Annotated in this window: 28 protein-coding genes; 20 read left to right on the top strand and 8 right to left on the bottom strand. The window is 62.8% G+C overall.

From position 1 onward, the window contains the following. From AC1DHL_RS29215 to AC1DHL_RS29185, 7 genes are all read left to right on the top strand, one after another. Window positions 1-1,601: TrbL/VirB6 family protein (locus tag AC1DHL_RS29215; protein ID WP_478164254.1), on the top strand; the 1,601-nt coding region annotated here is incomplete at its 5' end. Beyond that, a complete protein-coding gene (locus tag AC1DHL_RS29210) occupies window positions 1,601-1,954 on the top strand; it encodes a hypothetical protein (RefSeq protein WP_478164253.1) in 354 nt (117 codons plus the stop codon). The genes AC1DHL_RS29215 and AC1DHL_RS29210, both read left to right, overlap by 1 nt. Before the next feature lie 171 nt (window positions 1,955-2,125). Then, window positions 2,126-2,869 (top strand): helix-turn-helix domain-containing protein, encoded by a 744-nt coding sequence (locus AC1DHL_RS29205; RefSeq protein ID WP_478164256.1) that lies wholly within the window; start codon window positions 2,126-2,128, stop codon window positions 2,867-2,869. After that, a complete protein-coding gene (locus AC1DHL_RS29200; RefSeq protein WP_478164252.1) occupies window positions 2,866-2,991 on the top strand; it encodes a hypothetical protein in 126 nt (41 codons plus the stop codon). The genes AC1DHL_RS29205 and AC1DHL_RS29200 overlap by 4 nt, the downstream gene beginning before the upstream one ends. Window positions 2,992-3,129: 138 nt before the next feature. Continuing rightward, window positions 3,130-5,511 (top strand): SdiA-regulated domain-containing protein, encoded by a 2,382-nt coding sequence (locus AC1DHL_RS29195; protein WP_478164251.1) that lies wholly within the window; start codon window positions 3,130-3,132, stop codon window positions 5,509-5,511. 152 nt (window positions 5,512-5,663) lie between these two features. Beyond that, the gene (locus tag AC1DHL_RS29190; protein WP_478164250.1) at window positions 5,664-6,305 is read left to right on the top strand and encodes a 2'-5' RNA ligase family protein; all 642 of its coding nucleotides are present in this window, start codon (window positions 5,664-5,666) and stop codon (window positions 6,303-6,305) included. A gap of 31 nt (window positions 6,306-6,336) precedes the next feature. Next, a complete protein-coding gene (locus AC1DHL_RS29185) occupies window positions 6,337-7,257 on the top strand; it encodes an HAD family hydrolase (protein WP_478164249.1) in 921 nt (306 codons plus the stop codon). A gap of 16 nt (window positions 7,258-7,273) precedes the next feature. Here AC1DHL_RS29185 and AC1DHL_RS29180 read toward each other — a convergent pair whose 3' ends face one another. Both AC1DHL_RS29180 and AC1DHL_RS29175 read right to left on the bottom strand, forming a co-directional pair. Then, a complete protein-coding gene (locus tag AC1DHL_RS29180) occupies window positions 7,274-8,914 on the bottom strand; it encodes an alkaline phosphatase family protein (RefSeq protein ID WP_478105900.1) in 1,641 nt (546 codons plus the stop codon). A gap of 197 nt (window positions 8,915-9,111) precedes the next feature. Next, window positions 9,112-10,041, bottom strand: a complete 930-nt coding sequence (locus tag AC1DHL_RS29175; protein WP_478164248.1) for a class I SAM-dependent methyltransferase — start codon at window positions 10,039-10,041, stop codon at window positions 9,112-9,114. Window positions 10,042-10,183: 142 nt separating this feature from the next. Here AC1DHL_RS29175 and AC1DHL_RS29170 point away from each other — a divergent pair, with 142 nt between their 5' ends. The 7 genes from AC1DHL_RS29170 to AC1DHL_RS29140 all read left to right on the top strand — a co-directional run bounded on the left by AC1DHL_RS29170 (window position 10,184) and on the right by AC1DHL_RS29140 (window position 13,121). Beyond that, complete coding sequence (locus AC1DHL_RS29170; protein ID WP_478164247.1) at window positions 10,184-10,657, top strand: ASCH domain-containing protein; 474 nt, start codon at window positions 10,184-10,186, stop codon at window positions 10,655-10,657. A 132-nt stretch (window positions 10,658-10,789) separates the two neighbouring features. Further along, on the top strand, window positions 10,790-11,044 hold the full coding sequence (locus tag AC1DHL_RS29165; protein ID WP_478164257.1) for a hypothetical protein: 255 nt from the start codon (window positions 10,790-10,792) through the stop codon (window positions 11,042-11,044). Then, window positions 10,996-11,190, top strand: a complete 195-nt coding sequence (locus tag AC1DHL_RS29160) for a GNAT family N-acetyltransferase (RefSeq protein ID WP_478164246.1) — start codon at window positions 10,996-10,998, stop codon at window positions 11,188-11,190. Before AC1DHL_RS29165 ends, AC1DHL_RS29160 begins: the two co-directional genes overlap by 49 nt. A 132-nt stretch (window positions 11,191-11,322) precedes the next feature. Beyond that, window positions 11,323-11,586, top strand: a complete 264-nt coding sequence (locus AC1DHL_RS29155; protein ID WP_478105904.1) for a ribbon-helix-helix domain-containing protein — start codon at window positions 11,323-11,325, stop codon at window positions 11,584-11,586. Next, entirely contained in the window at window positions 11,583-11,915 is a 333-nt protein-coding gene (locus AC1DHL_RS29150) for a type II toxin-antitoxin system RelE/ParE family toxin (RefSeq protein ID WP_478164245.1), read from the top strand. Before AC1DHL_RS29155 ends, AC1DHL_RS29150 begins: the two co-directional genes overlap by 4 nt. Before the next feature lie 93 nt (window positions 11,916-12,008). Then, a complete protein-coding gene (locus tag AC1DHL_RS29145) occupies window positions 12,009-12,245 on the top strand; it encodes a hypothetical protein (RefSeq protein WP_478105992.1) in 237 nt (78 codons plus the stop codon). Window positions 12,246-12,404: 159 nt separating this feature from the next. Further along, window positions 12,405-13,121, top strand: a complete 717-nt coding sequence (locus tag AC1DHL_RS29140) for a glutathione binding-like protein (protein ID WP_478164244.1) — start codon at window positions 12,405-12,407, stop codon at window positions 13,119-13,121. Between the two features lie 310 nt (window positions 13,122-13,431). On the opposite strand, the gene AC1DHL_RS29135 is transcribed toward AC1DHL_RS29140, so the two are convergent. Both AC1DHL_RS29135 and AC1DHL_RS29130 read right to left on the bottom strand, forming a co-directional pair. Continuing rightward, the gene (locus tag AC1DHL_RS29135; protein ID WP_478164243.1) at window positions 13,432-14,085 is read right to left on the bottom strand and encodes a glutathione S-transferase family protein; all 654 of its coding nucleotides are present in this window, start codon (window positions 14,083-14,085) and stop codon (window positions 13,432-13,434) included. 203 nt (window positions 14,086-14,288) lie between these two features. Next, window positions 14,289-14,741 (bottom strand): VOC family protein, encoded by a 453-nt coding sequence (locus AC1DHL_RS29130; protein WP_478164255.1) that lies wholly within the window; start codon window positions 14,739-14,741, stop codon window positions 14,289-14,291. A gap of 449 nt (window positions 14,742-15,190) precedes the next feature. Between AC1DHL_RS29130 and AC1DHL_RS29125 the strand changes: the two genes are divergently transcribed. Next, entirely contained in the window at window positions 15,191-15,505 is a 315-nt protein-coding gene (locus AC1DHL_RS29125) for a hypothetical protein (RefSeq protein ID WP_478164242.1), read from the top strand. A gap of 204 nt (window positions 15,506-15,709) precedes the next feature. Beyond that, on the top strand, window positions 15,710-15,955 hold the full coding sequence (locus AC1DHL_RS29120; RefSeq protein ID WP_478164241.1) for a hypothetical protein: 246 nt from the start codon (window positions 15,710-15,712) through the stop codon (window positions 15,953-15,955). A 9-nt stretch (window positions 15,956-15,964) separates the two neighbouring features. Here the strand turns inward: AC1DHL_RS29120 and AC1DHL_RS29115 are convergent, their stop codons facing one another. Together AC1DHL_RS29115 and AC1DHL_RS29110 are read right to left on the bottom strand one after the other, a co-directional pair. Continuing rightward, the gene (locus AC1DHL_RS29115) at window positions 15,965-16,411 is read right to left on the bottom strand and encodes an SRPBCC family protein (protein ID WP_478164240.1); all 447 of its coding nucleotides are present in this window, start codon (window positions 16,409-16,411) and stop codon (window positions 15,965-15,967) included. Then, complete coding sequence (locus tag AC1DHL_RS29110) at window positions 16,395-16,736, bottom strand: hypothetical protein (RefSeq protein WP_478105930.1); 342 nt, start codon at window positions 16,734-16,736, stop codon at window positions 16,395-16,397. The genes AC1DHL_RS29115 and AC1DHL_RS29110 overlap by 17 nt, the downstream gene beginning before the upstream one ends. A gap of 204 nt (window positions 16,737-16,940) precedes the next feature. On the opposite strand from AC1DHL_RS29110, the gene AC1DHL_RS29105 reads away from it, so the two are divergent. Then, entirely contained in the window at window positions 16,941-17,492 is a 552-nt protein-coding gene (locus tag AC1DHL_RS29105; RefSeq protein ID WP_478164239.1) for an N-acetyltransferase family protein, read from the top strand. 25 nt (window positions 17,493-17,517) lie between these two features. Here the strand turns inward: AC1DHL_RS29105 and AC1DHL_RS29100 are convergent, their stop codons facing one another. Next, window positions 17,518-18,501 carry an ABC transporter substrate-binding protein gene (locus tag AC1DHL_RS29100; protein ID WP_478105932.1) on the bottom strand — a complete coding sequence of 328 codons (984 nt, stop codon included), beginning with the start codon at window positions 18,499-18,501 and terminating at the stop codon, window positions 17,518-17,520. 125 nt (window positions 18,502-18,626) lie between these two features. On the opposite strand from AC1DHL_RS29100, the gene AC1DHL_RS29095 reads away from it, so the two are divergent. The 3 genes from AC1DHL_RS29095 (at window position 18,627) to AC1DHL_RS29085 (ending at window position 22,735) form a co-directional block, all read left to right on the top strand. Next, window positions 18,627-21,113, top strand: a complete 2,487-nt coding sequence (locus AC1DHL_RS29095; protein ID WP_478164238.1) for a sensor histidine kinase — start codon at window positions 18,627-18,629, stop codon at window positions 21,111-21,113. Next, on the top strand, window positions 21,110-21,487 hold the full coding sequence (locus AC1DHL_RS29090) for a response regulator (protein WP_478164237.1): 378 nt from the start codon (window positions 21,110-21,112) through the stop codon (window positions 21,485-21,487). Before AC1DHL_RS29095 ends, AC1DHL_RS29090 begins: the two co-directional genes overlap by 4 nt. Before the next feature lie 126 nt (window positions 21,488-21,613). Next, complete coding sequence (locus tag AC1DHL_RS29085; RefSeq protein ID WP_478164236.1) at window positions 21,614-22,735, top strand: adenylate/guanylate cyclase domain-containing protein; 1,122 nt, start codon at window positions 21,614-21,616, stop codon at window positions 22,733-22,735. Window positions 22,736-22,757: 22 nt separating this feature from the next. Here AC1DHL_RS29085 and AC1DHL_RS29080 read toward each other — a convergent pair. Further along, window positions 22,758-23,348 (bottom strand): tripartite tricarboxylate transporter permease (locus tag AC1DHL_RS29080; RefSeq protein ID WP_478164235.1); only part of this gene is annotated, 591 nt, incomplete at its 5' end.

Here is a 23,348-nt window from a genome sequence, read left to right as displayed (position 1 = left end):
AGGGATACCGCATCGTCACCGGCCGAACGCAACAGCCCATGATGGCGTTGGTGGGCGATGCGCTCAAGGCCACGCTCATCATCGGCATCGCCACCGGCGCGGCCAGCGTGTCCTCTTCTCTGTACTGGACGCTCACTGACGGTACCGCCAGTGCGATTACATCCCTGGTCTCGCAGGACTCCGACAGCCCCTACCAGACGAAGTCGCTGTTCAGCAAGTGGCTGTTCTACGGCATCGGCACGGTGTTTTCGCTGGCGGTGCTCAGCTTCATGGTGGGTCTCGCGAACAACGTGATCCGGTCGGTGGCGGTGGCGTTCCTGGCCAAGTACGCGGCGCTGTTGGCAGGTGGTGATGGAGGTATCGACGGCGAGGGCATCACGTCGCTGGCGCTGCAGCAGGGCGGGCTGGGGCTGGTTCTCACCCTCCTGATCGTGAGTGCACCGTCCATGGCTGCGGCGTTCTTCCGAGGAGTGCTCGGGCAGTTCCAGGCGTACTCGCCCTTCGGGATGCTGGGTCGCGGAAGCGGCGGGGCGCCGCCGTCGCGGACTTCGGAGTACCAGCCGGCGCTGACGGATGCTGACTACGCCGACGCCGGACGAACCGATTCTCTTGGGGGACTTCGGGCCAACGAGCTGACGTTCTCCCGGGACATGGCCTTGCGCCAAGCGGGTAATGGTCCCCTGGAGCTACCAACGACTTCTGCCATCGGGCCTGCCAACTCGTCGGCCTCGCCCGCAAACGATTCCCGTGTCGTTCGAGACTTCGATCCGAACAACGAGTGGGATCCAGATGGCCTGGTTCCAGTCGGGGCCGATGGTTCTCCAATTGCCCAAGCTGAACGAGTTGCCGGTCCGGTTGCAGCCGCTGACTGGAGCGAACAAGCAAAGATGCTGACCAAGCAATCGGATCAATTGGCCAATGCTGCTGAATGGGCGCGCAGCAAGGGCATGGAGGCAGAGGCGAATGACTACCAGCAAGCTGCAAACAGGGCTTACTACGATGGTCAAGCGGCGTTGATCCAAGCCATCAGCATCAACGCCAAGAGCGGTGGCAGCACTCCTGGATCATCGCTCAACACTTCATTCACCCCCAACTGGAGCTATATGGGCATGAATTCGTCTGGAATCCCGCATGGCGCCGCGATCGGCAGCTTCAGCGGAAGTATTGGAGGAGGACTCTACGTCGGCGTTGGTGGGGAGGTCGAGCTTGAATACTCCAACGGTCAAATTGTTGGCGGCAAGGGAGGTCTCGGGGTGGGCGTCGGGTACCACATCACCCGCAGCGCTGTCTCTGGCGCGCTCATCCAAGGACCCGTGTATGGGTACAAGCCGTCAGCGATTGCGGAATACAACCCGCAGCAGCCGGGAGAACTGCGATTCGGGCCATCAGCAACAGCGGGTGTCGGCATTGGACTTATTGGCGTTGAAGGATCGGCCGGCGTTGGCATCAGCACGAACAATACGGGCAATCGTGGCTATTTCCAGAGCTCTTTGAACTGGACCGCTGCGCCGGTTGTCCCCAAGCTGGGAGTGGAGCTCAAAGCGAACCTGATCGAGTTTGCCGTCAAGCCGCAGAAACCCACCTACGAGGAGAGCAAGTGATGCGCTGGCGCGACTACCTCGGGCGAGACAGCGCGTTGAGCGAAGAAGAAACGAGTTGCCGTTTTATACGGCGCCACAAGCTTGCCCTGTGGTGCGGTGTGCTGCCTCTCTTTGGCTTCTTCGGAGCCGTATGGCTATCCATCAAGCTCGATGGCAATCCATGGGCATTCGCTTGCGCATGGTTCTTCTTTTTTTTGGCATTCGTATACCTCGGCCTCGTCTATCGCTGCCCGCGCTGCGGCACGGTTCCTAGCAGCAGCGCGCCAGGGACGACGGGCGTGCTGCTGTTCCCCAAGAAGTGCCCAAAGTGCAAAGCGCCTTTGCTTCCGAAGCATCGCTGGGCACAAGACTGAGTTAAGGGAAAGTCCTCGCGTACCGGTGGATGCCGGGCGGTCAATCGGCCGCTACGATGGGTCGACGGCAAGGCCGGCCACGGGGCCGGCCGTCGCCGAGCGGAGGATCACATCTTGACCAGCAGTCAACCGACAGGCGCGCCGCGCGGCAACAGCCGCGGCGAGCGCCTCATGTGGCTCACGACGCAGCGCGTGTTCTATGCCGGCCTTCTGGGCGCAGCGGCGGAGCGCAGCATCGGCGGCCACGGCATCTATGTGTCGCCGACCGGCGCGCCGCTGCGCATCCGTATCGGCGGCGGGGCATGGCAGAGCGGCGAGCTTCTGGTGGTTCCGCCGCAGGTGCCGCACCAGGTCACGACCGACCATCGGATGGTCCTCAATCTGCTGATCGAATCCGAATCGGTCGACCCTTCGCGCTTGCCGGCTTTTCTGCAGCACTGCGGTCCGGTGGATGCGCCGGCCTTCGTGCAGCGAGTCCGCGACGCGCATGCCCGATTGCTCGCGGCCTCCGACAGCGGCCGCTTCGACGGGTTCGAATTCGATGAACTCTTCTTCGACCAGCCGCTGGCGCCGCGAACGATCGATGCGCGCATCCGCGCCGTGGTCGATCGCATCAACGCCGACCCGGCGGCGCAGACTTCGGCCGAGGAATGCGCAGCTGCGGTGAAGCTGTCCTTCTCGCGTTTTTTGCACCTGTTCAAGCAGGAGACCGGCGTGACCTTCCGAGCCTTCCGCGCCTGGAAGCGCGCGCGCAGCCTGCTTCGCCACGTGCGTCAGGCGGGCACGCTGACGGACATCGCGCTCGACACCGGCTACCCCGACTCGACCCACTTCAGCCACTCGATCCGCCAGGTCTATGGCCTGCGGCCCAGCGACATCCTCGCCGGGTCGCGGCGGCTCGCGGTGCACCAGTGACACGCGCGGCCGGCCCCAACCTGACGGCCGACAGCTTCATCAAGGCCATGGACAGCAGCACCTTCGAGTCCGACACGTTCGGCCCCTTGCGGTCACCCGACCTGCTCCAAAGCCGACGTTGATCGATTCGACGTCGGGAGGTCGGCGGGCCCGAAGCTCCCCGGCGACGACAGGCTACGGTCTTTGAGCGACGGGCCGCTCGTTAGCCGAGCGGAGCGACTCCGACTTGATCTGATGGGAGCCATCGGTGCGTCACGAAAGTGAAATGCAAGATTGATAGCGTCGCGGCTTTTGTCAATCTAACAACCTCTTACAACATCGTGAAGACCGCACGCTCAACCCGCATTCACTCAATCCTGATTTCATCGATCCTGTCAGCCAGTCTTGGCGCATGCGGTGGCGGTGGCGGAAATACCATCCCCTTTGTCGGTAGCTCCGGCACCGCTGGCAATAGCACTGCCGGCAATAGCACCAATACTCCCGGCGATGGCGGCGACAGCACCGTTGATGAAAGAACGCCTGTGCTCACATTTGCCGATCCGCAAAGTACCTATGACTTGAACAACTACACGCAGACGGGAAGCTTCGCTCTTCAGTACGCGACCAGCGGCACCAATCTGTTGAACGCGGAAGCTTCCGGCGTGACCTACGACAAGGACACCGATTCGCTGTTTGTCGTTGGCGATGGCGGTACCTCGGTCGTGCAGATAGCAAAGAGCGATGGTCATGTTCTCGATTCGATGACGCTCAATGCCGGCGATTTCGTGGACACCGAAGGCATCACCTACGTCGGTGGTGGCAAGTTCGTCTTGGTAGAGGAACGTCTGCGTCAAGCGGATCTATTCACTTATGTTCCCGGTGGAACGCTTCGCAGAGCAGACGTACAGTCCGTCAAACTGGGCGCGACGGTCGGCAATGTCGGTATCGAGGGCATTACTTTCGATACCCAGACGGGCGGCTATATCGCTGTACGCCAATCGCAGCCGACCAATATTTTCCAGGCCGCAATCAACTTTGCAGGCGGTTCCGCGACGGCGTCGGACGGCACGCCCATCTTGTCGACCACGGACAATCCGCCGGTGCTGTTCGATGCGGCGAAGACGGGCCTCTCTGCGTTCAACGACGTGTTCTCGTTCTCGAATATCGTGCCGAGCACCACGCCGGACTACGACAACGTCCTCATCATCGGCGCACCCGATGGAAAGATCGTCAAGACGGATCGCACCGGCAAGGTGCTGAGCAGCTTGTATATGAGTGCCGCCGCCCAGAACGAGGGCGTCACGATGGGCTCGGACGGCACCATCTACGCAGTCGGTGAACAGGCTGCGGGGCCGAGTCTGCCGGGCCTCACCGTTTTCAAGCCGACAACCAGCAATTCCAACGTTGGCATTGGCAGCAATCTGTACTTGACGTTCGATCAAGCGGTGAAGGCGGGCGCAGGCAATCTCGTTCTCAGCAACGGCGCCGGTGATACACGCACGATTCCTGTCACCGACACACCGCAGGTGACGTTCAACGGCAGCGTCATGAAGATCCATCCGAAGTTCTTCATGGTTGCCAACACCACCTACAGCATCACGTATGCAGCGGGTGCAGTTGAGACCACCGCGGGTGGCGATACCGCTGCCGTGTCCGATGCATCGACGCTCTCGTTCACAACGATGGGTACCGTGGACCAGACCGCCCCGACATTGACCAGCACGGCGCCGGTGGATGGTGCTACAGGCATCACCGGCAGTCACGTCACATTGACCTTCAACGAGATCGTTCAGGCTGGCACGGGCAACATCGTCATCAGCAATGGCTCTGATACGCGCAATGTTTCGATCGACGATACGACGCAAGTCAAATTCTCGGGCGGCCGGGTGAGCATCAACTTGACGACTCCGTTGCAGGCCAGTTCCCGCTACACCGTACAAGTGGCCAGCGGCGTGATCACTGACCTGTATGGCAACCTCTATGCGGGCATGACGCAGAGCTTCACGACTGCCGCTGCAGGTTCGCCCGCGCCCACCGTGCTGATCACGGAGGTGAACTCGAACGCTGACGGAGGTCAGGACTTCTTTGAAATCTCCAACTACGGCAGTGCAGCGATCGATCTGACCGGCTGGAAGTGGGGCGACAGTCACGCCGACGTCAACGATGCCAACAACAGTGCCGCATTCGTGGCCGGTACGATCCTCGCGCCGGGCGAACATCTGGTCGTTGTTCCGGGGGTGCCAGGAACGGACGAAAACGTGTTCCGCGCAACTTGGGGGCTTGCTGGCACGGTGCCGGTGGTTGCGATGTTGAACATCAACAACGACGCGGCGAATCCGATCGGTTTGGGTAAAGGCGATGCGGTGATCATCTATGACGCAAACGGCAATGTCGTGGCCGCGATGAACTATGGCACGCCGATCAGTGCAGCGCAGGGTGACGGAACGCTGAAGACAATTCCAACGGCCACGGGTGCAGACGCCAGCCTCGCGTCCGCCGGAAACCATGCCGGCGCCATCTTCGTCGGCGGCAATGCGAAGGTGTCCGCGGTATGGGATACCGTTTCAACGTCCGCGCCGAACTATGTTCTGGCAGTGGTGGGAATGAACGGTGGCATCTCCGAACCGTCCAAACCTGCGTCGATCGGTTCTCCGGGACAGTAAGTTCCTGCTGCGGTGCAGCTTGAGCATGGTGAAAAGCCGCCCGACCGCGCCGGAGATTGCACGACCACGTACGTGGACTGCCGTGGGCGCTCGGATTGCCGCCTTGTCTTCAGACGGCTAGTCTTCGGCTCTGCGCGCTCGGAGTAGAAGACATGACCCTCCCAAAGAGTCCGGCTACCGCAATCGACATCCTGCTCGAACCAGACGCCAGGATGCTTGAGCACGCTGAAGCCAACAACGCTCGCCTGCTTCAGGTTTTCCCCAAGGGATTCGCGCTCGACGCGACCCACCGGCCGCATGTCACGCTGGTGCAGCGGTTCGTCCGCACCGCGGACCTGGACAAGGTGTATGCCGCCGTCGAAAGGGTCCTGGCTCGAACGCCATTGGGCGACGTCGAGCTGGAGGCCTTCAGGTACTACTACATCCCGAGCCAGGAGATCGGGCTGGCTGGCATCGTCGCGAAGCCCACGCCGAAGGTCCTCAAGCTACAGGACGAGCTGATCGAGGCGGTGACTCCGTACACGACCTTGACCGGCGACTCAGGCGCGTTCGTCACGACACCCGACGACCCTGTCATCGATCCAATGCTCATTCAGTACGTTTCAGAGTTCGTGCCGAAGGCTTCCGGTGAACACTTCAATCCGCACGTCAGCACCGGCGTTGCGACGCGCAAGTACCTCGACGAGATGCTCGCCGAACCGTTCGAGCCGTTCAGCTTTTCGTTCGCCGGCGCTGCCATCTATCAACTCGGCCAGTTCGGCACTGCGGCCAGGAAACTGAAGGCGTGGAATTGAAGTCCTCCTGTGGGGGCATGAAGGAGCGAGCGTGACTTCAAACAGGCTTTCCAGTTGGAACGACTGTGCTTCGCGCACTGCGATCGTGGACTTTGTCGAAAGGGCCACCCGGCCGGGCAGCTCCGATTTCGTACCGGTGGCCGATCGGATCGCAACCTTTGACAACGACGGCACCCTCTGGTGCGAGCGCCCCCTCCAGGTTCAATTCTTCTTTGCTCGGAGCCGCCTCGAACAGTTGGCGCAAACGGATCCTTCCTTGCGAACGCGCGATCCGTTCAAGACCTTTCTCGAGCACGATATGAGCAAGGCTCCGCCCCTCGGGATGGAGGACCTGATGCACCTTGCGGCGACTGCGCACTCGGGCACGACGGTTGACGATTTTGGTCGACTCGCCCGGCAATGGCTGGCTTCTGCCAGGAATCCGACGCTCGCCCGCCTCTTCACGGAATTGGCTTACCAGCCGCAAATTGAACTCCTGCAATTCCTTCGCGAGAACGGGTTCAAGACCTTTGTCGTCTCCGGCGGCGGCATCGACCTCATGCGCGCATGCAGCGAATCGCTTTACGGCGTGGCGCGCGAGCAGGTGATCGGCAGCAGCATGAAGACACGGTTCGAGATGCGCGGCGGACGAGGCGAGTTGGTCAAGCTGGCCGAACTGGAAAGCTTCAACGACCGCGAGGTCAAGGTGAACAGCATTTCCCGCCATGTGGGTCGGCGTCCGATCCTCGCCTTCGGGAATTCCGATGGCGATCTCGCGATGCTCAGGTATACCCAAACGGGTGAAGGGCCGCGCCTGGCATTGCTCCTGCACCATGACGACGCAGAAAGAGAGTTCGCCTATGACCGCGACTTCGCTCTCAGCCCACTGGCGGAAGCACTCGACCACGCCGACGAGTATGGACTGCAGGTCGTCAGCATGAAGCGCGATTGGGCCACGGTCTTCGCGGCTTGACAGCCCGCAATGTGGATCAGGATTTGGTCTGCAATCCCGGAAACAGCTTGAAGGCGCCGTCGCGAATCATTGCGATGGCCTCTGCGCCAGTGAGCGTGGCGTCGGGTGAGACGGTCGGCACCGTGGCCCCCAGGGATTTCTCCAACGCCAACATGCTGTGCGTCAGTGCCTTGCCGAGCGTGGACAAAGGCAAATCCGGCGGAAGCAACGCGACGTCGAACTTCGGAACCGGCCGGGGCGCGACTTCAGGCCATTGATCCGGTGCTCTCGGCTTGCCGAGCGAAAGAACGGGAGCAATGTCCCGGGCCGAGGCGTCGCGCGCGGTGAGAGGGCGCCCAAGCGCCCAGCGCCGCCGCAGAGTCTGTATCAACGAGGTGTGGCGATATTCGTCGTTGACCACGGTGCGCTCGGGGATCCACGCCGAGATCGCGATGGCGGGCACCCGGGCACCGGACCGATCGAACTTGAACCCCATCTGGCCGGCTGGTGCGGTGCGGGTCGGTGGCACAGCAGGTGGAGGCGGGACATGGTCGTAGGTACCACCCGATTCGTCGAATGCGACCATCAGGAAGGTATTGAGGTAGTTCGAGCCGCTGGACGACGACGAGGAACGGACCGCGTCGTACACCGACGCGAGCAGCGCGTCGCCGCCCAGAAGAGAGGACGGTGGATCGTAGGGCAGGTCGTGAAGCAGTGCCGAGATCGGCGGGTGCATGTCATTGTGGCCATGCCAGAGGTTCGGTTCGATGAACGAATAGGTCGGCAGTTGGCCTCTTCTGGCGTCTTCAAGGAAATCGGCAACCGTCGAGAAGTGGGTAGCGAAGCGACTGCGCAAGCGTGAGGCGTGAATGAGTCCGGTGAAGGAGGCCGGGCTCGGTGAATCGCAGTAGACGCGCCATGTCAGTCCCTTGGCTTCCAGGCGTTCGAACAGCGTCTCCGCCTTGTTGTGAACGGGAAAGGAATCGGGCGGCGACATGTTCACGACGTATCCCGAAGCCGTGCCTGCATGGAAGAACGACCTGTTGGTGAAAGTCTGCGACGGCACCTCGCAGAACCAATGGTCGAAGACGGCGAATCCACGCGCCAGCGCCGACGTCACCGGCAGCTGCTCAGGCGTGTATCCGGTCATGATCTGCGCGTACTCATCGTATGTGGGCTGCCGTTTCATCTCGGCCGTGAACGCGCTGATGTAGTCCATCACGAATCCGTCCATCGTCGGCCGCTGGCTCGGGTCACTCGGCGCGTTGTACGGAGCCACCATGCGCTCCAGCGGCATGAAACGGTTCTTCGGGTCCAGGATTCCGTAGAGGTCGGTGTTGATGTGCGGGTACTCCTCGCCCGGATCCGGCTGCGGCGTATTCATCGTGGGCGACACGCCATAGGGCACGACCTTGCGCTCGGCGCCATGCTCGGCCCATTGCGGGATGGGGTTGCTGAGCTCCTTGCCGATCACGCCCTCGAACGACTTGACTTCGCCCGGGGCGTAAAGGCGGCCGAGCAGATTGTCGAATGAGCGGTTCTCGAACATGAGCACGACAACGTGGTCGAGCGCCTTGCGTCGGTCGCTGCTGGACCCTTCCGCCCGCGTGATCTCGGGGAAGGCAACGCTGGCGGCTGCCGCACCGACGATCTCGATCACCTTGCGCCGTGTTGTCATGGCCCACCCCGCTGACATGAATTTCGACCGAGACATTGCCGCGCACTCTGGTGCGATTGGCTGGGTCGCAGAGCGGAAGACTAGCTTCGTTGCGCCGTTTGACAATCCCAGCGCCCACGTAGTCCACGTACGTGGGTCTCGGGTCGAGGACGGGACCTCGCGCTTTCCAATCGCGCTACGCGAGCCACTGCCCCGTTCTATGCAAGCGAATCAGCGTCGATCCGCCGCACATGGGCGATATGCGCAACTTTGGAGGTCCTAAAGGCGTTGAGGCCCGCAGCGTCGTAGCGAGCACCGGCTTGGTTTCCATCCAGATCCTCGAGTAGTAGTAGCTCGGTCTCGAGCAGCAGATCGCTAATGGTTCGCGGGTCGAACCCAGATAGAAATGCCTCTCCGGCAGCAGCGACGTTGCTCTTGAGTCTGCGAAACTCGTCATCGACTGCATGGTCCGGGTCAAGAATAGCCTCGTCAAGATACGTGAAGACCATCTCGCTTCCCGCAGGCGCGCATGCGGCAATTGATCGAAGCGCTTTAAGGTTTGCCTCCCGGGTTAGGTAAGTCGTGACGCCCAACCAAGAAAAAAAGGTGAGACGGTCACCCTGAAACGAAGATCTTGTCAGCGCCGTTCCCAATGCCTCCATCGACAGGTCGGCTTCGACGAATTCCACGGAACTGGGGACGGCAATGCCACAGGCAGCCAGGCGTTCTCGCTTCAGGCGCTGCGTCGCCGGATGATCCACCTCTATGATCGTCACGCCCTCTGCCCACGCAGGGCGCCGGCAGATGAAGCTGTCGAATCCTGCGCCGATGATGACGTATTGAACGATGCCGCTCGCTACGGCCTGCTTGAGCGCGTCTTCCGTGTATCGGGACCGAAGGATCACGCCCGCGTAGGCGGGATTGGATCGAAGAGCGAGGTCGAGACCTTGAACGCCATCCAGTGTCAAACCCGGCTTGGTGGCCTCTATGCGTGCCATCGCACGCTGAAGCAAGGCGGCCTGCGTCGATTCCGGGACAAGGCGATCTCCCCACGTATCGCTCAGGAGTGGTAGGGGGTCGTTGCGCGAATGAACTGCTCGCATGAGGGAGGTTGCAAGTGCCGTGCGGCTGGGTGTCGATGGGTTCAACAGACTCTCCAAGGTTGCTGACTAGACGAGCGAACGGCAGCTTACAACCGAACCGTGAGGCTGCAATGGGCCCAGCGGACTGCTCGCGCGACGTGCAGAATGCGGCCGAGCTTCCAGTCATCCGCAGAGGGCGCCTACGAGCATGCGAATTCCTTCAAACGTCGCCGAGTTCTGGGACGCCTTCTGCGCTGAGGTCGGAGAGGACCGCTCCGACCGGTTCTTTGAGGCATTCCACTTCGCCGACAACGAAGCCATTGCCAACGAACTTGCCGACCTTGTGCTGGCAGGCGTCAAGCTGGCCACTGCCAGTCTCCTCTGGTCGTTCGAAAACGCGGGCGGCTCCCCGCCCACGCCCGGCGCCCTCAGTGTGGTCACCTATTGGGACGGAAGGCCCACCTGTGTCATTGAAACTGTGAAGGTCGAGGTGCTACCGTTCGAGCAAGTCACCGCCGAATTCGCAGCAATCGAGGGCGAAGGAGACGGGTCGCTGGAATACTGGCGCCGCGCGCACTGGGCATACTTTGGCCGCGAGTGCGCACGTGTCGGCCGAGAACCAAGCCTGGCCATGCCTGTTGCGTGCGAGCAGTTCCAAGTCGTATACCGAACCAACGCATGAATCGAGCTCGTTCCAGTCAGGGGCAAACCCCGACCGCCTTGAACCGGCCAGGAGCCGACCCTCAGGACCGCAGCGGAATTGATACCTCTCACCGCCCGCTGCGGGTGGTGCACAAAGGAGACCAATGTGGACGTGAAAATTTCCCTCCGCGACACGATTGGCGAAGAGGAGGTTCTCAAGCTCTATCGAGCAAATGAGTGGTCATCCGCTGAAAAGCCCGTACAGCTACTGGCGGCGTTGAAGGGCTCCCACTCGCTCGTGACCGCGCGCGTTGCTGGCGAGCTTGTTGGACTCGGCAACGCGATTTCCGATGGGCACCTGGTCGTTTACTTTCCCATATGCTGGTCCTCCCCAGGCTTCACGGACACGGCATTGGCAGAAAAATGATACAGACCCTCCTGGAAAAATACGGAGACTTCCATCAACTGATGCTTACTGCCGACGGGCGTGCGGTCGAGTTCTACAAGCAACTCGGCTTCGAACGAGCGGGGCACACTGAGCCGATGTGGATATATGCGGGCCCAGACCATTGATGGACGGCCAACAGCCGTCAGCGGCCAAGACCGGAAGTTCCGAGACAGGACCCGATTCGGGGTCCGCGGCAATGACAGCAGTCCGCGGCCCCGTTTCTTGCCAAATTTTGCCAAGCAGCATATGCTTGAGTCATGAGCACGATGAACGTATCCCTGCCGGACGCCATGAAGTCGTTCGTGGATGAGCAGGTGGTCGAACGCGGCTATGGCACGAGCAGTGAATATGTGCGCGAGCTCATCCGCAAGGACCAACAGAGGCTTCAACTGCGCGGTCTGCTTCTTCAAGGTGGCCGCTCAGCGCCCGCTGCCGAGGCGGACAAGGCCTACTTCGACGGTCTGCGTGGGAGGGTGCGCGCCGCGGGCAAAAAGGCAGGCCGGGACGGCGGCAAGAGGTGAAGTCAAAAACGGTCGTCCCGCGAGAACAGGCAAACCGAGACATTGAAGACGCCATTGCCTACTACCTGGGAGAGGGCGCAGAGAGTGCTGCCCTTTGCTTCATCGACGAACTCGAAGAAGCCTACGTCCACATCAGCCGATACCCTGGCACGGGTTCCACGCGCTACGCACACGAGCTCAACTTGCCAGGGCTGCGCTTTGGGTCATTGACTCGCTTTCCGCACATGATTTTCTACTTCGAACAATCAGACCGCATCGACGTTTGGCGCGTCCTCCATGGCCAGCGCGATATACCTGCATGGATGCAAGCGTCGGACGTCGGCTCCTGACCTGCGTTCCACGCGGTCAGCAGCAATCGGGCCAGTACCAGACATCCGATGTCTTGAACCATAGTGCCAAGAAATAGCTTAGAAATACTCAAAATGATGGATTGGGTCCCTATAGTCTTCGTTACGTTCAAGGTTCTCGTGTTCGGCACGGGCATGTTCTTCGCCATCAAGTGGCACTATGAGCGAGGGAAGAAGGGGAAGGAGAAGCAGAGCGCGGTGCTACGCGCGGGCGGCAAGGTGGCCGCAGTCTTCGTGCTATCGCTCCTGGGCCTCTCGCTCCTCACCTTCGGCCTTAGCAGGATGCTCGGTTTGGACTTGACCTTCCCATGATGGCAAATAACAGTCGGCCAATAGCTGTCCTCCCGGCTAGTCGCCAAACCAGTTCAAGGCAGGTTTGAACAATTCGGTGCCGAGACGAATCCGCTAGCATTTCGCATGGAAACTTCTTACGTCAGCGTTGAAGAAGCAGTCTCACGTCCCGGGCTGCGCATGGTGGTCGTTGGCGACGTGCCCAGTCCATGGTCAGAGTCGGCCAAGGGAATTTTCCTGTTGAAGGGTATTCAATGGACGGCGGTGCGACTGTCGTATGACAGCAAGCTGCTTAAGGAATGGGCGGGAGAGCGGAGTGCGCCGGTCGCCATCTACAACGAGGAACCTCCTCGCTCCGGATGGGCCGACATCCTTCAGCTCGCAGAACGGTTGGCGCCAACCCCTGCGCTCCTGCCGCACGCTGTTGAACAGCGCGAAATCGTGATGCAGTTGGGCCGAGACATCTGCGGCGAGCACGGCTTGGGATGGACCCGGCGGCTTCACTTGGTCCATGCAGGGTTGCATGGCGACGGTGGATTCTCGCCAGAAGTGTCCGCCTATCTTGCGAAGAAATATGGGTACACCCCCGAAGCCGGCGTCAATGCGGACGCCCGCGTCGGGCAACTACTGAAGATGCTCTCGGAGCGGCTGAAGGCACAACGCGTGGCGGGTAGCGACTATCTTGTGGGCAACAGTGTGACTGCGGCCGACATCTATAGTGCGACGTTCATGGCGTTGCTGCGGCCGTTGCCCGAAAGCGTGTGCTCGATGGAGAGCAGTACGCGCAAAGCCTTTGAACTGCGTGGCCCTCACAGCGACGAGGCGCTGGACGAATCATTGCTGGGACACCGCGCCATGATGTACGAGCGTCACTTGGCGCTTCCGTTGTCGCTGTAGTTTTGAATGGGTGGTTTGCGGCACGGTGTCACTGAGTCCGGAAGCGAGACGAGAGCCGGCCATAAGCAGGCACATGATGACTCTTGAAGAATACTTTGCCGAATTCAAGACGATGGTGAACGTGGACGCCGCCTCTGGCCTCACAGTGCACGTTGCAGCCGGAGTCGCCGCAGGCTATGCGATTGGCCTGACCTTCGCACAAATGCATGCCTTCCTTGCTCGAGGCACTATCTCCGGAGCAGATTGCCAGGATAGATTTGGCACGGGCCGAGGGTGCGGTCTACCCCACGACACCGGCAGCGGCGCCCCATCAGCCCGCCGGCAAGGGGACGGTGTTGATCGCCAGTTGCGCGGCGAACGCCCGTTGGTAGGCCGGTCGCGCTTCGCCGCGAGCGACATAGGCGGCCAAGCTGGGAAACTCGTTCAGCAGGCCGGACGGTCTCAGCCGGAGCAGCACCGACACCATCAGCAGGTCGCCCGCGCTGAAGCCGCCGTCCAGCCAGTCGCCGTCGCCCAGGCGGGCGGCCAGTGGGTTCAGTCGGTCGCGCACCCGGTCCTCGACGAGGGGCAGGCGCTCGGGCTTCCAGGGCCTGTCGCCTTCCACCAGCTTGACGGTGACGAGTTCGAGGATGGGAGGCTCGACCGTATTGAGCGCCGCGAACATCCACGTGATGGCGCGCGCCCTTGCATTGGCATCGGCTGGGAACAGGCCCGGGTGGCGCTCGGCGATGTGCAGCACGATGGAGCCGGTCTCGAACAGCGCGAGGTCGCCTTCCTCGTAGGTGGGGATCTGGCCGAAGGGATGAAGCGCCAGATGCTCGGCCTCCTTCATCGCGCGGAAGGACACCAGGCGCACCTCGTAGGGCAGGCCGGCTTCCTCCAGCGCCCAGCGGACGCGCGTGTCGCGCGCCAGACCCTTGCCGCCGTCGGGCGACCGTTCAAAGGCGGTGATGGTGATGGTCATCGTGAGTGTCCTTTCGACCTGCGGCAAGCGCACGGCCAGGTTGTCTGCGAACTGGCAAGTGAGAGTCAGTCACGCGCATTCCTTGAGGTTCCGAGAGGGCATCGTGACGCCGCTGCGCGCGGCGCAGGTTGCCAGCGGCAGGTACTGGCCGCCTGTAGCCGGTCGGTGGCGAACCAGACATTGGCTGCCGCTCGATGGAGGGGTTATACGCCAGGCATGCCTCCGCCGAGCTGCTCGGCAAGCGCGACGATGATGCCCTCTGGCCCGCGGATGTAGGCCAGACGGTACGTATCCGCGTACTGCATTTCGCCAATGAGTTCGGCCCCGTGGTCGCGCATGCGCGCGACGATAGCGTCGATGTCATCGACGGCGAACATGATGCGACGGATGCCCAGCGTGTTCACCGGTGGGTCCACGGGACCAAACCTGATCGCGTTGGGCGTGTGGAACTTGTCCAGCTCAATGCCCTGTCCATCGGGAGTCCTCATCATCGCGAGAGTGGCGCGGACATCCTTGAGCCCGATCAGTCGTCCGACCAAAGGCCCTTCGACTGTCGTTTCGCCCTCGAGCTTGAGGCCCAGTTCGATGAAAAACGCCTTGGTGGCTTCAAGATCGTCGACAACGATAAGGACGTTGTCCATGCGTTTAAGCGTCATACCTCTCCTCACTTTGGAGCTCAAGTTGGAGGCCATCAACATCCCCCGAGGGGGTGACCTAAAGCGGTCGTTCGCTAAGGACCGCTCCCGGCGACTGCGGTAGCACGCGAGCATAGGCCCAGATACCACTTCCGTTGCACCGGGGCCGGGCGCAATCGGTCGACGTGCAACCAACAGATGCCCATCGATATACTGCGCCCCATCACGTCAAAAAAGGCGTGATCGGGTTTGGAAGCCCGAAGCAATCTGAGAACGCAAGCCGCAGTCGTCCCGCACAGGGACTGCGGCTTCGCTGTTCGCGCCACCATTTTTTGGCGGCTTGGACGGGGAGCCGCGAGGCTCGCCGGTTTTCCTTGGATTGCCCGGTCTTCCAACCCGTTCGAGCTGCCGCCCTCCGTTTGGAAGCGGGCGCGGCGGTTGTAGCAAACAGCAATCCTTGGAGGCCGTTCATGGTCCACCCTACTTGCGCGCCCGCGCGCCACCCCAACGTCTCGCACAGCGGCGAGAACCCGCTCCACAAGTCCGGAGACGATCTCGCCGCGTTGTCCAGGCAGGCCACTGCCGAAATCGGCGCACTGAACGAAGCGCATCGCGCCGCTGCATGCGTGCACAACCTGCTGCTTCACGCGCCTGGTCTGCGCAGCGCCGAGAGCAATGTCAGCCTCGTCGAAATCGAAGCCCTCCTGGCTCTGATCAAGGCGGAATTCGAACGTCGCCTGCACGCTGCCAAGGCGACCATCGCATTGATGCATCCGGCGGAATGAGCGGTCATCCGGCGACCGCCACGATCTGCGCGACGACAGTCATCAGGGCATTGTTTTGCGCGGCCAGGTCACGAGGAGGGAGGCCGCAGACGGCCATTCGCTGCGATGTGTCCGAGCACGCACCACCTCTCGACTTTGAACTCCTATAAGCTGCTGGCGTTCAGAGGAGCTCTCCTCTCCCCTCCATTCTTGACCCAACCTCCCATGGACAGCTTCGAGGCACTGCAGTCGCTCGGGATCTCGCTCCCGAGCCCGGCCTACATCATCGGTGCCGTACTGTTCGGCCTCATCGGAATCGCGGTCTATCGCTACGGAAAGCGCGCCGGTCGTCCGCGAAGCAAATGGCTCGGCGTCGCCCTGATGCTTTATCCCTACGTGATTCCGCAGACCTGGTTGCTGTACGTCGTGGGCGCGGCACTCTGCCTGGGTGTCTTCGTTGACCGCGACTGAGTCGTCGGCTCACGGCGCTCGCTGCTCAAGCAGTTGCTTCAGCGCGGCCAGGTCTCGACGTACATGCGCGACATCCGCATCGAAGTCCTCCTGGCTGACGCCGCCCGATCGAAGGACGACAAAGGTCAGCAGGCTGCCGTCTCCGCAGGGTGTGACCCGGAACGCGTTGTGCACGCTGACGCCATTCGGAAGCGTGACATCGTGGTCGAGAACGCCGAATGAATTCGCGGGGGCCATCTCCACTTCGACCTGTCCCATCGGCGAGTCGGCAAACCATTTGCCATCACGTTGCTCGATACCCTTGGCCAAGCCGGATGCCCAAAGCGGCAGATTGTCCATTCGACGGGCGAAGGCGTAGACCTCGTCTGCCGAGACATCGACAGCCTGGCTGACTACCACTGCTTCGCGCGACGTGACCATGATTGCGAAATTGCCGGCTTCATTCGCATGGCTCAAACCGCTTGCACTCCGCGACGGCGTGAATCGACGTCAGAGTGTTTTCGCCGTCGATGTGCTTCGAGGTGAACTTGACCCACGAGCCTTCAGGAATATCAGCCAACAGCGAACGGTCGGGCAGCCTGAAGGCCTGCGTCGTGAAGGGAATCTTGGACCTGGGCAGCAGCTTCAATCGGACGTAGACCTTTCCGCCGGGTTCCTCGTACGAGGACGTGAGTCGCGCTCGTGTGGACACCGGGGCTCGCTCGTCGGCTTGCGCAGCGGCTCCGCTCATCGCGATGACACACATCGCCGCTGCGACTGTTCTGTACCACGCTCTCGACATCGTTGACTCCTCGGGATACTGGCGGTCGGCTCAAACAGACCGCATTCTGCATTGCCGCTGAACGTCCGCAGGTGGCCGGCCGCACAGAGCCTCCAGTACGCTGTAGTCTCAGCGACCACTTCCAACCCGAGTTCGCGCGCGGCCGGATACCTCGTGGTGATCTGCCATGACAGCGGACTGCCTCCAACCAGAAACGGAGCTTGAATGTCCCCCACAGCCTCTCCCGATGCCCAAGTGCGGCTCATCGACTGCAGCGAAGCCGAACACGGCATGTCCATCCTGGACATATTGAACGAAGCCATCGTCAACTCGACCGCCCTCTACGATTACGTGCCACGACCGCCCCAGGCGATCGCCACCTGGTTCGCGGCGAAGCGCGCCGGCAACTTTCCTGTTGTCGGCGCGGTCGACGACGCGGGCACGTTGCTCGCCTTCGCAAGCTGGGGAACGTTCCGCGCTTTTCCCGCCTACAAGTACACCGTGGAGCACAGCGTGTACGTGCACCATGCGCACCGCGGGCGCGGCCTCGGCAAGCTGCTGATGCTGGAGTTGATACGCCGGGCGCGACTGGCGGAGGTGCATGTTCTCATCGGCTGCATCGACGCCAGCAATGAAGGCAGCATCGGCCTGCACGAGCGACTCGGATTCAGCCGTTGCGGGACATTCAACCAGGTGGGCTTCAAGTTCGGACGTTGGCTCGACGCGGCTTTCTACCAACTCCACCTGGACACGCCCTCGCAGCCGAAGGATGGTTGATCGCGCCCTCAAACGGACATGGTGTTCACTGAATCACCTTGTCCGCGCGATTGAGCACTGCCTGCGGGACCGTGAAGCCGATCCGCTTCGCAGTCTTCAGGTTCACGATCAACTCGAACTTCGTCGGCTGTTCGATCGGCAGGTCGGCGGGCTTGGCGCCTTTCAGGATCCGGTCGACGTAGCGCGCGCCGTCCTTGCCCTCGTTGACGTAGCCGGGGCCGTAGGCCATCAGGCAGCCGTTTTCCGCATAGTCGCCGCGCGCGCAGATCGACGGCAATCCGTTTTCGATGGCCAGTTCCGCGATCAGTTTCTGGTTGGAGTTGGCCACGGGGTTCAACGTGACCCACACCGCATCGGCGCGCGCCGCGACAGCTTGCTTGAACGCTGTCGCATAACTTTCGGCGCTGCTGGTCTGCATCGAATGAAGCTGAAGGCCCAGCTTCTCGGCGGGCACCTGGCTGGCCTCCCACTGCGGCACGGAGCCGGGGGCTAGCGGGTCCCAGAGCACCGCCACGCGGACGATCTTGGGATCGGACTCCTTGAGAAGCTCCAGCCTCTTGCCGGTGAGGATGGCCGCCACGTTGGTGACGCCCGTGCTGTTGCCACCCGGACGTGCAAGGCTCTCGGCCAGTCCGGCTGCGACAGGGTCGGTCACGCCCATGAAGACGATGGGCACCGTCGAAGTCGTCTTCTTCGCTGCCTGCGCGGCGTTGGTCGTCACCGTGACGAGCACGTCGACATCCATGCGGAGCAGTTCGGCGGCGAGGCTGGGAAGACGCTGCAGGTCTTCGCTTTCGTGGCGGGAGTCGAACAGGATGTTCTGCCCTTCGACATAGCCGAGATTGCGGAGTCCTTGCCGGAAAGCCTCCAGTCGCGGCGCGTCGGCCGTGGCCGAAACGGCCGCCAGATAGCCAATGTGCGGCATCTTCTTCGGCTGCTGAGCCCGCGCAAGAGGACCGGCAAGCGCCAGCGCGGTGCAGAGAAAAAGCCCCCAGAACTTGCAGCGCACGATATCTCCTCGTTGCCCGTCCTCCCCAAAGAGCGATTTTGCGCCCGAGATCGGCGCCTCGCGCGACTCGGCAGGTCGGCCAATAGGCCTACGCGTCCTGCGGACTTCCCACTGTGGAGATGGCGATGTCCAATGGTGCACCCATGCCACTCCCGGATTCGTCTCCAGCTTCGCTTTCGGGCGAGCTCGCGCCGACGGCCCCCGGCCGGCGCTTCAAGGTGTTCTCGCCCGTCACGCGGGACGTTCACCGTGGGCGCCTGTTTCGCAAATACTTCCTCCTGCTTCTTTCGCTCGTCACGACAGTGTTGCTGGCGTCGAGCGTGATCAGCCTTTACTTTTCGTACCAGGAGAACAAGGCCGCGCTGGCCAGCTTGCAGCATGAAAAGGCCGTGGGTGCGGCTTCGCGGATCGCGCAGTACGTCGAACAGATTTCCCAGCAGCTGACCTACGCGTCGCTGGCCCAGCTCGACGCGTCGGACCTCGAATCGCGGCGCACGGAGTTCTGGCGACTGCTGCGCCAGACGCCCGAGGTGACCGACATCGCGCAGTTCGATCGCGCCGGCCGCGAGCAGATCGCGGTGTCACGGCTGGGCATGGACGTCCTGGGTTCCGGCAAGGACAGGTCGTCCGAGGCGCCGTTTCGCAACGCCGTGCCCGATGCGACCTGGTTCGGGCCGGTGTATTTCAACCGTGACACCGAGCCCTACATGACGGTCGCGATCCGCTCCGGCGGCCAGAAGGGGCCCGTCACCGTGGCCGAGCTGAATCTCAAGTTCATCTGGGACGTCGTCTCGCGCATCCAGATCGGCCAGAAGGGCAAGGCCTATGTGGTCGACAGCAACGGGCTGCTCGTGGCGGACCCCGACATCGGGCTGGTGCTGCGCAAGACCAGCCTGGCGTCATTGCCGCACGTCCAGGCGGCCGCGGCCGACGGCACCCGGGAAGAGGAGGCAATGGTGTCGCACGATCTTCACGGCGCGACCGTGCTGACGTCGATGGCGCCGATCCAGCCTCTGGGCTGGAAGGTGTTCGTCGAGCAGCCGATCGGCGAGGTCTACGCCAAGCTGAATGCGTCGTTCCTGCGCGCCGCCGTGCTGCTGTTGGCCGGCCTGGCGATCTCCGCGCTGGCGGCGTCGGTATTGGCGCGCAGCATGGTGCAGCCGATCCGCACGCTGTCGCGGGGCGCGCGGCGCATCGGCCAGGGCGACCTGAACCAGCAGATCGTCGTCGACACCGGGGACGAACTCGAAGGCCTGGCACAGCAGTTCAATCGCATGTCGGCGCAGCTGCGCGAGTCGTACGGCGAACTGGAACGCAAGGTCGAGCGGCGCACCGCCGAACTGACCTCGGCGCTCGAATACCAGACCGCGACGGCGGAGATCCTCCGGGTCATCAGCCGCTCCTTGACGGACCTCCAGCCCGTGCTCTGGGCCGTTGCGGAACGCTCGGCGGTGCTTTGCAAGGCGCACGGATGCCGCGTCTGGCTGCCGGAGGGCGACCACTTGCGCTCGATGACCGGCTACCAGGGCGTCAGGGATGGCTCCGCCACCGGCCGCGACGAAATCCTGCCGCTGACGCGCGGATCGGTGGTGGGACGCGCCTTCGTCGAACGCCGCACCGTGCACGTCGAGGATGTCGCCCTGCTGGTCGATTCCGAATACGCCGATTCGCGCGAGCCCCAGTCGCGCCACGGATTCCGGACTGTGCTGGGCGTTCCCATGGTGCGCGAGGGTGCATCCTTCGGCATCATCGCGGTCGTTCGAAGAGAGGTGCGACCGTTTTCGAGCGCAGAGATTCGTCTCGTCGAGACCTTCGCCGACCAGGCGGTGATCGCCATCCAGAACGCGCGACTCTTCCAGGAGATCGAGGACAAGAGCCGCCAGCTCGAGGTGGCCAACCAGCACAAGTCGGAGTTCCTAGCGAACATGTCGCACGAACTGCGGACGCCGCTGAACGCGATCATCGGCTTCTCCGAGGTGCTGACCGAACGCATGTTCGGCGAACTCAACGACAAGCAGATGGAGTACCTGCGCGACATCCACTCGTCGGGTCAGCACCTGCTGACACTGATCAACGACGTGCTGGACCTGTCGAAGATCGAAGCGGGACGCATGGAGCTGGACCTGAGCAGCTTCGACCTCGGCATGCTGCTGGACAACGCCCTGACGCTCGTGCGGGAGCGCGCGCAGCGCAACAGGCTTTCGATCGCGCTGGAGGTCGGCGAGGGTCTGACCGAATGGGTGGCCGATGCGCGCAAGGTCAAGCAGATCGTGGTGAACCTGCTGTCGAACGCCGTGAAGTTCACGCCCGCCGGCGGGCGTGTACGCTTGACCGCCCGGCGCATCGAGACCGACGGTGGCGCGATGGCCGAGGTGAGCGTGGCCGACACCGGCGTGGGCATCGCGCCCGAAGACCACGCCACGGTGTTCGACGAATTCCGCCAGGTCGGCAGCGACTACCTTCGCAAGGCCGAAGGTACCGGGCTGGGCCTGTCGCTCGCCCGACGGTTCGCGCAACTGCATGGCGGAACGCTCACCATCGAAAGCCGCCTCGGCGAAGGCTCGACCTTCACGCTGTTGCTGCCGCTGCGGAGATTGGAGACCGCGGAATGAGCACGGTCCTGATCGTCGAAGACAACGACAAGAACATGAAGCTGGTGCGCGACATCCTCCAGCACCAGGGCCACGCCACGCTGGAGGCCACGAACGGCGTGGAAGGCGTGCGGCTCGCGATCGCCCATCGGCCCGACCTCATCCTGATGGACATCCAATTGCCCGGCATGGACGGCATCGCTGCATTGCGGCGCATTCGCGAAGAACCGACGTTGAACGGCGTCCCTGTCATTGCGGTGTCGGCCTCGGTCATGCCGGAAGAGCAGCGCAACATCGTCGCCTCGGGCTTCGATGCCTACCTCACCAAGCCCATCTCGCTCAAGCACTTCCTGGCGGTCGTGGCGCGGGTTCTCAGCGAGGGGCGTCCCGAATGAGCGCCGCGCCGGGCCGCCCCAAGCAAGCTCGCACCGCAGTGCGGAGCACGGAGGTCACTCGATGAGCGCCGCGCCGGGCCGCCCCAAGCAAGCTCGCACCGCAGTGCGAAGCACGGAGGACATTCGATGAGCGCACACATCCTCGTCGTCGACGACCTGGCGACAAACGTCAGGCTGCTCTCGGACGTCCTGACCGCGCGCGGCTACCGCACGAGCACGGCCGCGTCCGGCGAAGAGGCGCTGGCGAGCATCGCGGCCAATCCACCCGACCTCGTGCTGCTCGACGTGATGATGCCGGGCATGAACGGCTATGACGTCTGCCGGGCCATCCGCGCCGATCCCACTTTGGCGGTGCTGCCCGTGGTGCTGGTGACAGCCCTGGACCCTGAACAGGAACGCATGAACGGCCTGAACGCCGGTGCCGACGACTTCCTGAGCAAGCCCATCAACCAGCCGGAGTTGCTGGCCCGCGTGCGCTCCCTGCTGCGGGTGAAGACGCTCTACGACGAAGTGCAGCGGCAAAGGGCCGAGCTGCAGGCATGGAACGCCACGCTGGAACAACGCGTGGCCGAGAGCGTGCGGCTGCTCGAGCGCGTGGGCCAGCTCAAGCGCTTCTTCTCGCCGCAACTGGCGGAGGCGATCCTTGCCGGCGGTGCCGACGATCCGCTGCAAAGCCATCGGCGCGAGATCACCGTCGTCTTTCTCGACCTGCGGGGCTTCACGGCCTTCACCGAAACGGCCGACCCGGAGGAGGTGATGGCCGTGCTGGCCCAGTACCACGCCGCGATGGGGCGGCTGGTGGTGGCGCACGAGGGCACGCTGGAGCGCTTCTCCGGCGACGGGATGATGATCTTCTTCAACGATCCGCAGCCGGTGGCCGACGCGCCCGTGCGCGCGTTGCGCATGGCGTTGCAGATGCAGCAGGAGATGGCCGCACTCAGCGTGCAATGGCGCCGGCGGGGCTATGACCTGCACATGGGCGTCGGCATTGCACAAGGCTTCGCGACGCTCGGCGGCATCGGCTTCGATGGGCGCATCGACTACGGCGCCATCGGCACGGTGACCAACCTCGCGGCCCGGCTGTGCGGGGAAGCCGCGAGCGGAGAAATCCTCATCTCGCAACGCGTGGAGGGCGCGTTGCAGGACCTGGCGCCGAACGCCGAGTGGTCGACGCAGGCGGCAGGCGAACTGGAACTCAAGGGGTTCCAGCGCAAGGTGGCCGCGTGGCGGGTCGTGCCCACCACTTGACGCTTGATCGACGCGAGGCCGGTCAGTCCTCCACGAAGGCCTCTTCGCGCTTGGCCTTGATCGAAGGCAGCAGCACGATGCCCAGCAGCAGGCAGGCGGCCACCAGCAGACCTGCCGACAGCGGCCGCGTGATGAACACGCTCCAGTTGCCGCGCGACAGCAGCAGTGCGCGGCGCAGGTTCTCTTCCATCATCGGCCCCAGGATGAAGCCCAGCAGCAGCGGCGCGGGCTCGGTGCGCAGTTTCAGGAACAGGTAGCCGATGAAGCCGAAGGCCGCGACCATCCACACGTCAAAGGTGTTGTTGTTGGTCGAGTACACCCCGATCGCGCAGAACAGCACGATGGCCGGGAACAGGAACTTGTAGGGCACCGTCAGCAGCTTGATCCACATGCCGATCAGCGGCAGGTTCAGGATGATGAGCATCGCATTGCCGATCCACATCGAGGCGATCAGGCCCCAGAAGAGCTCGGGGTTGCTGGTCATCACCTGCGGGCCGGGCTGGATGTTGTGGATGGTCATCGCGCCCACCATCAGCGCCATCACGGCGTTGGGCGGGATGCCCAGCGTCAGCAGCGGGATGAAGGAGGTCTGCGCGCCGGCGTTGTTGGCCGA

Source organism: Variovorax sp. 10L426 (genome assembly GCF_056395305.1).
The sequence above is the reverse complement of the archived record's forward strand: the minus strand, read 5'-3'. Positions and strand labels throughout refer to the sequence as shown.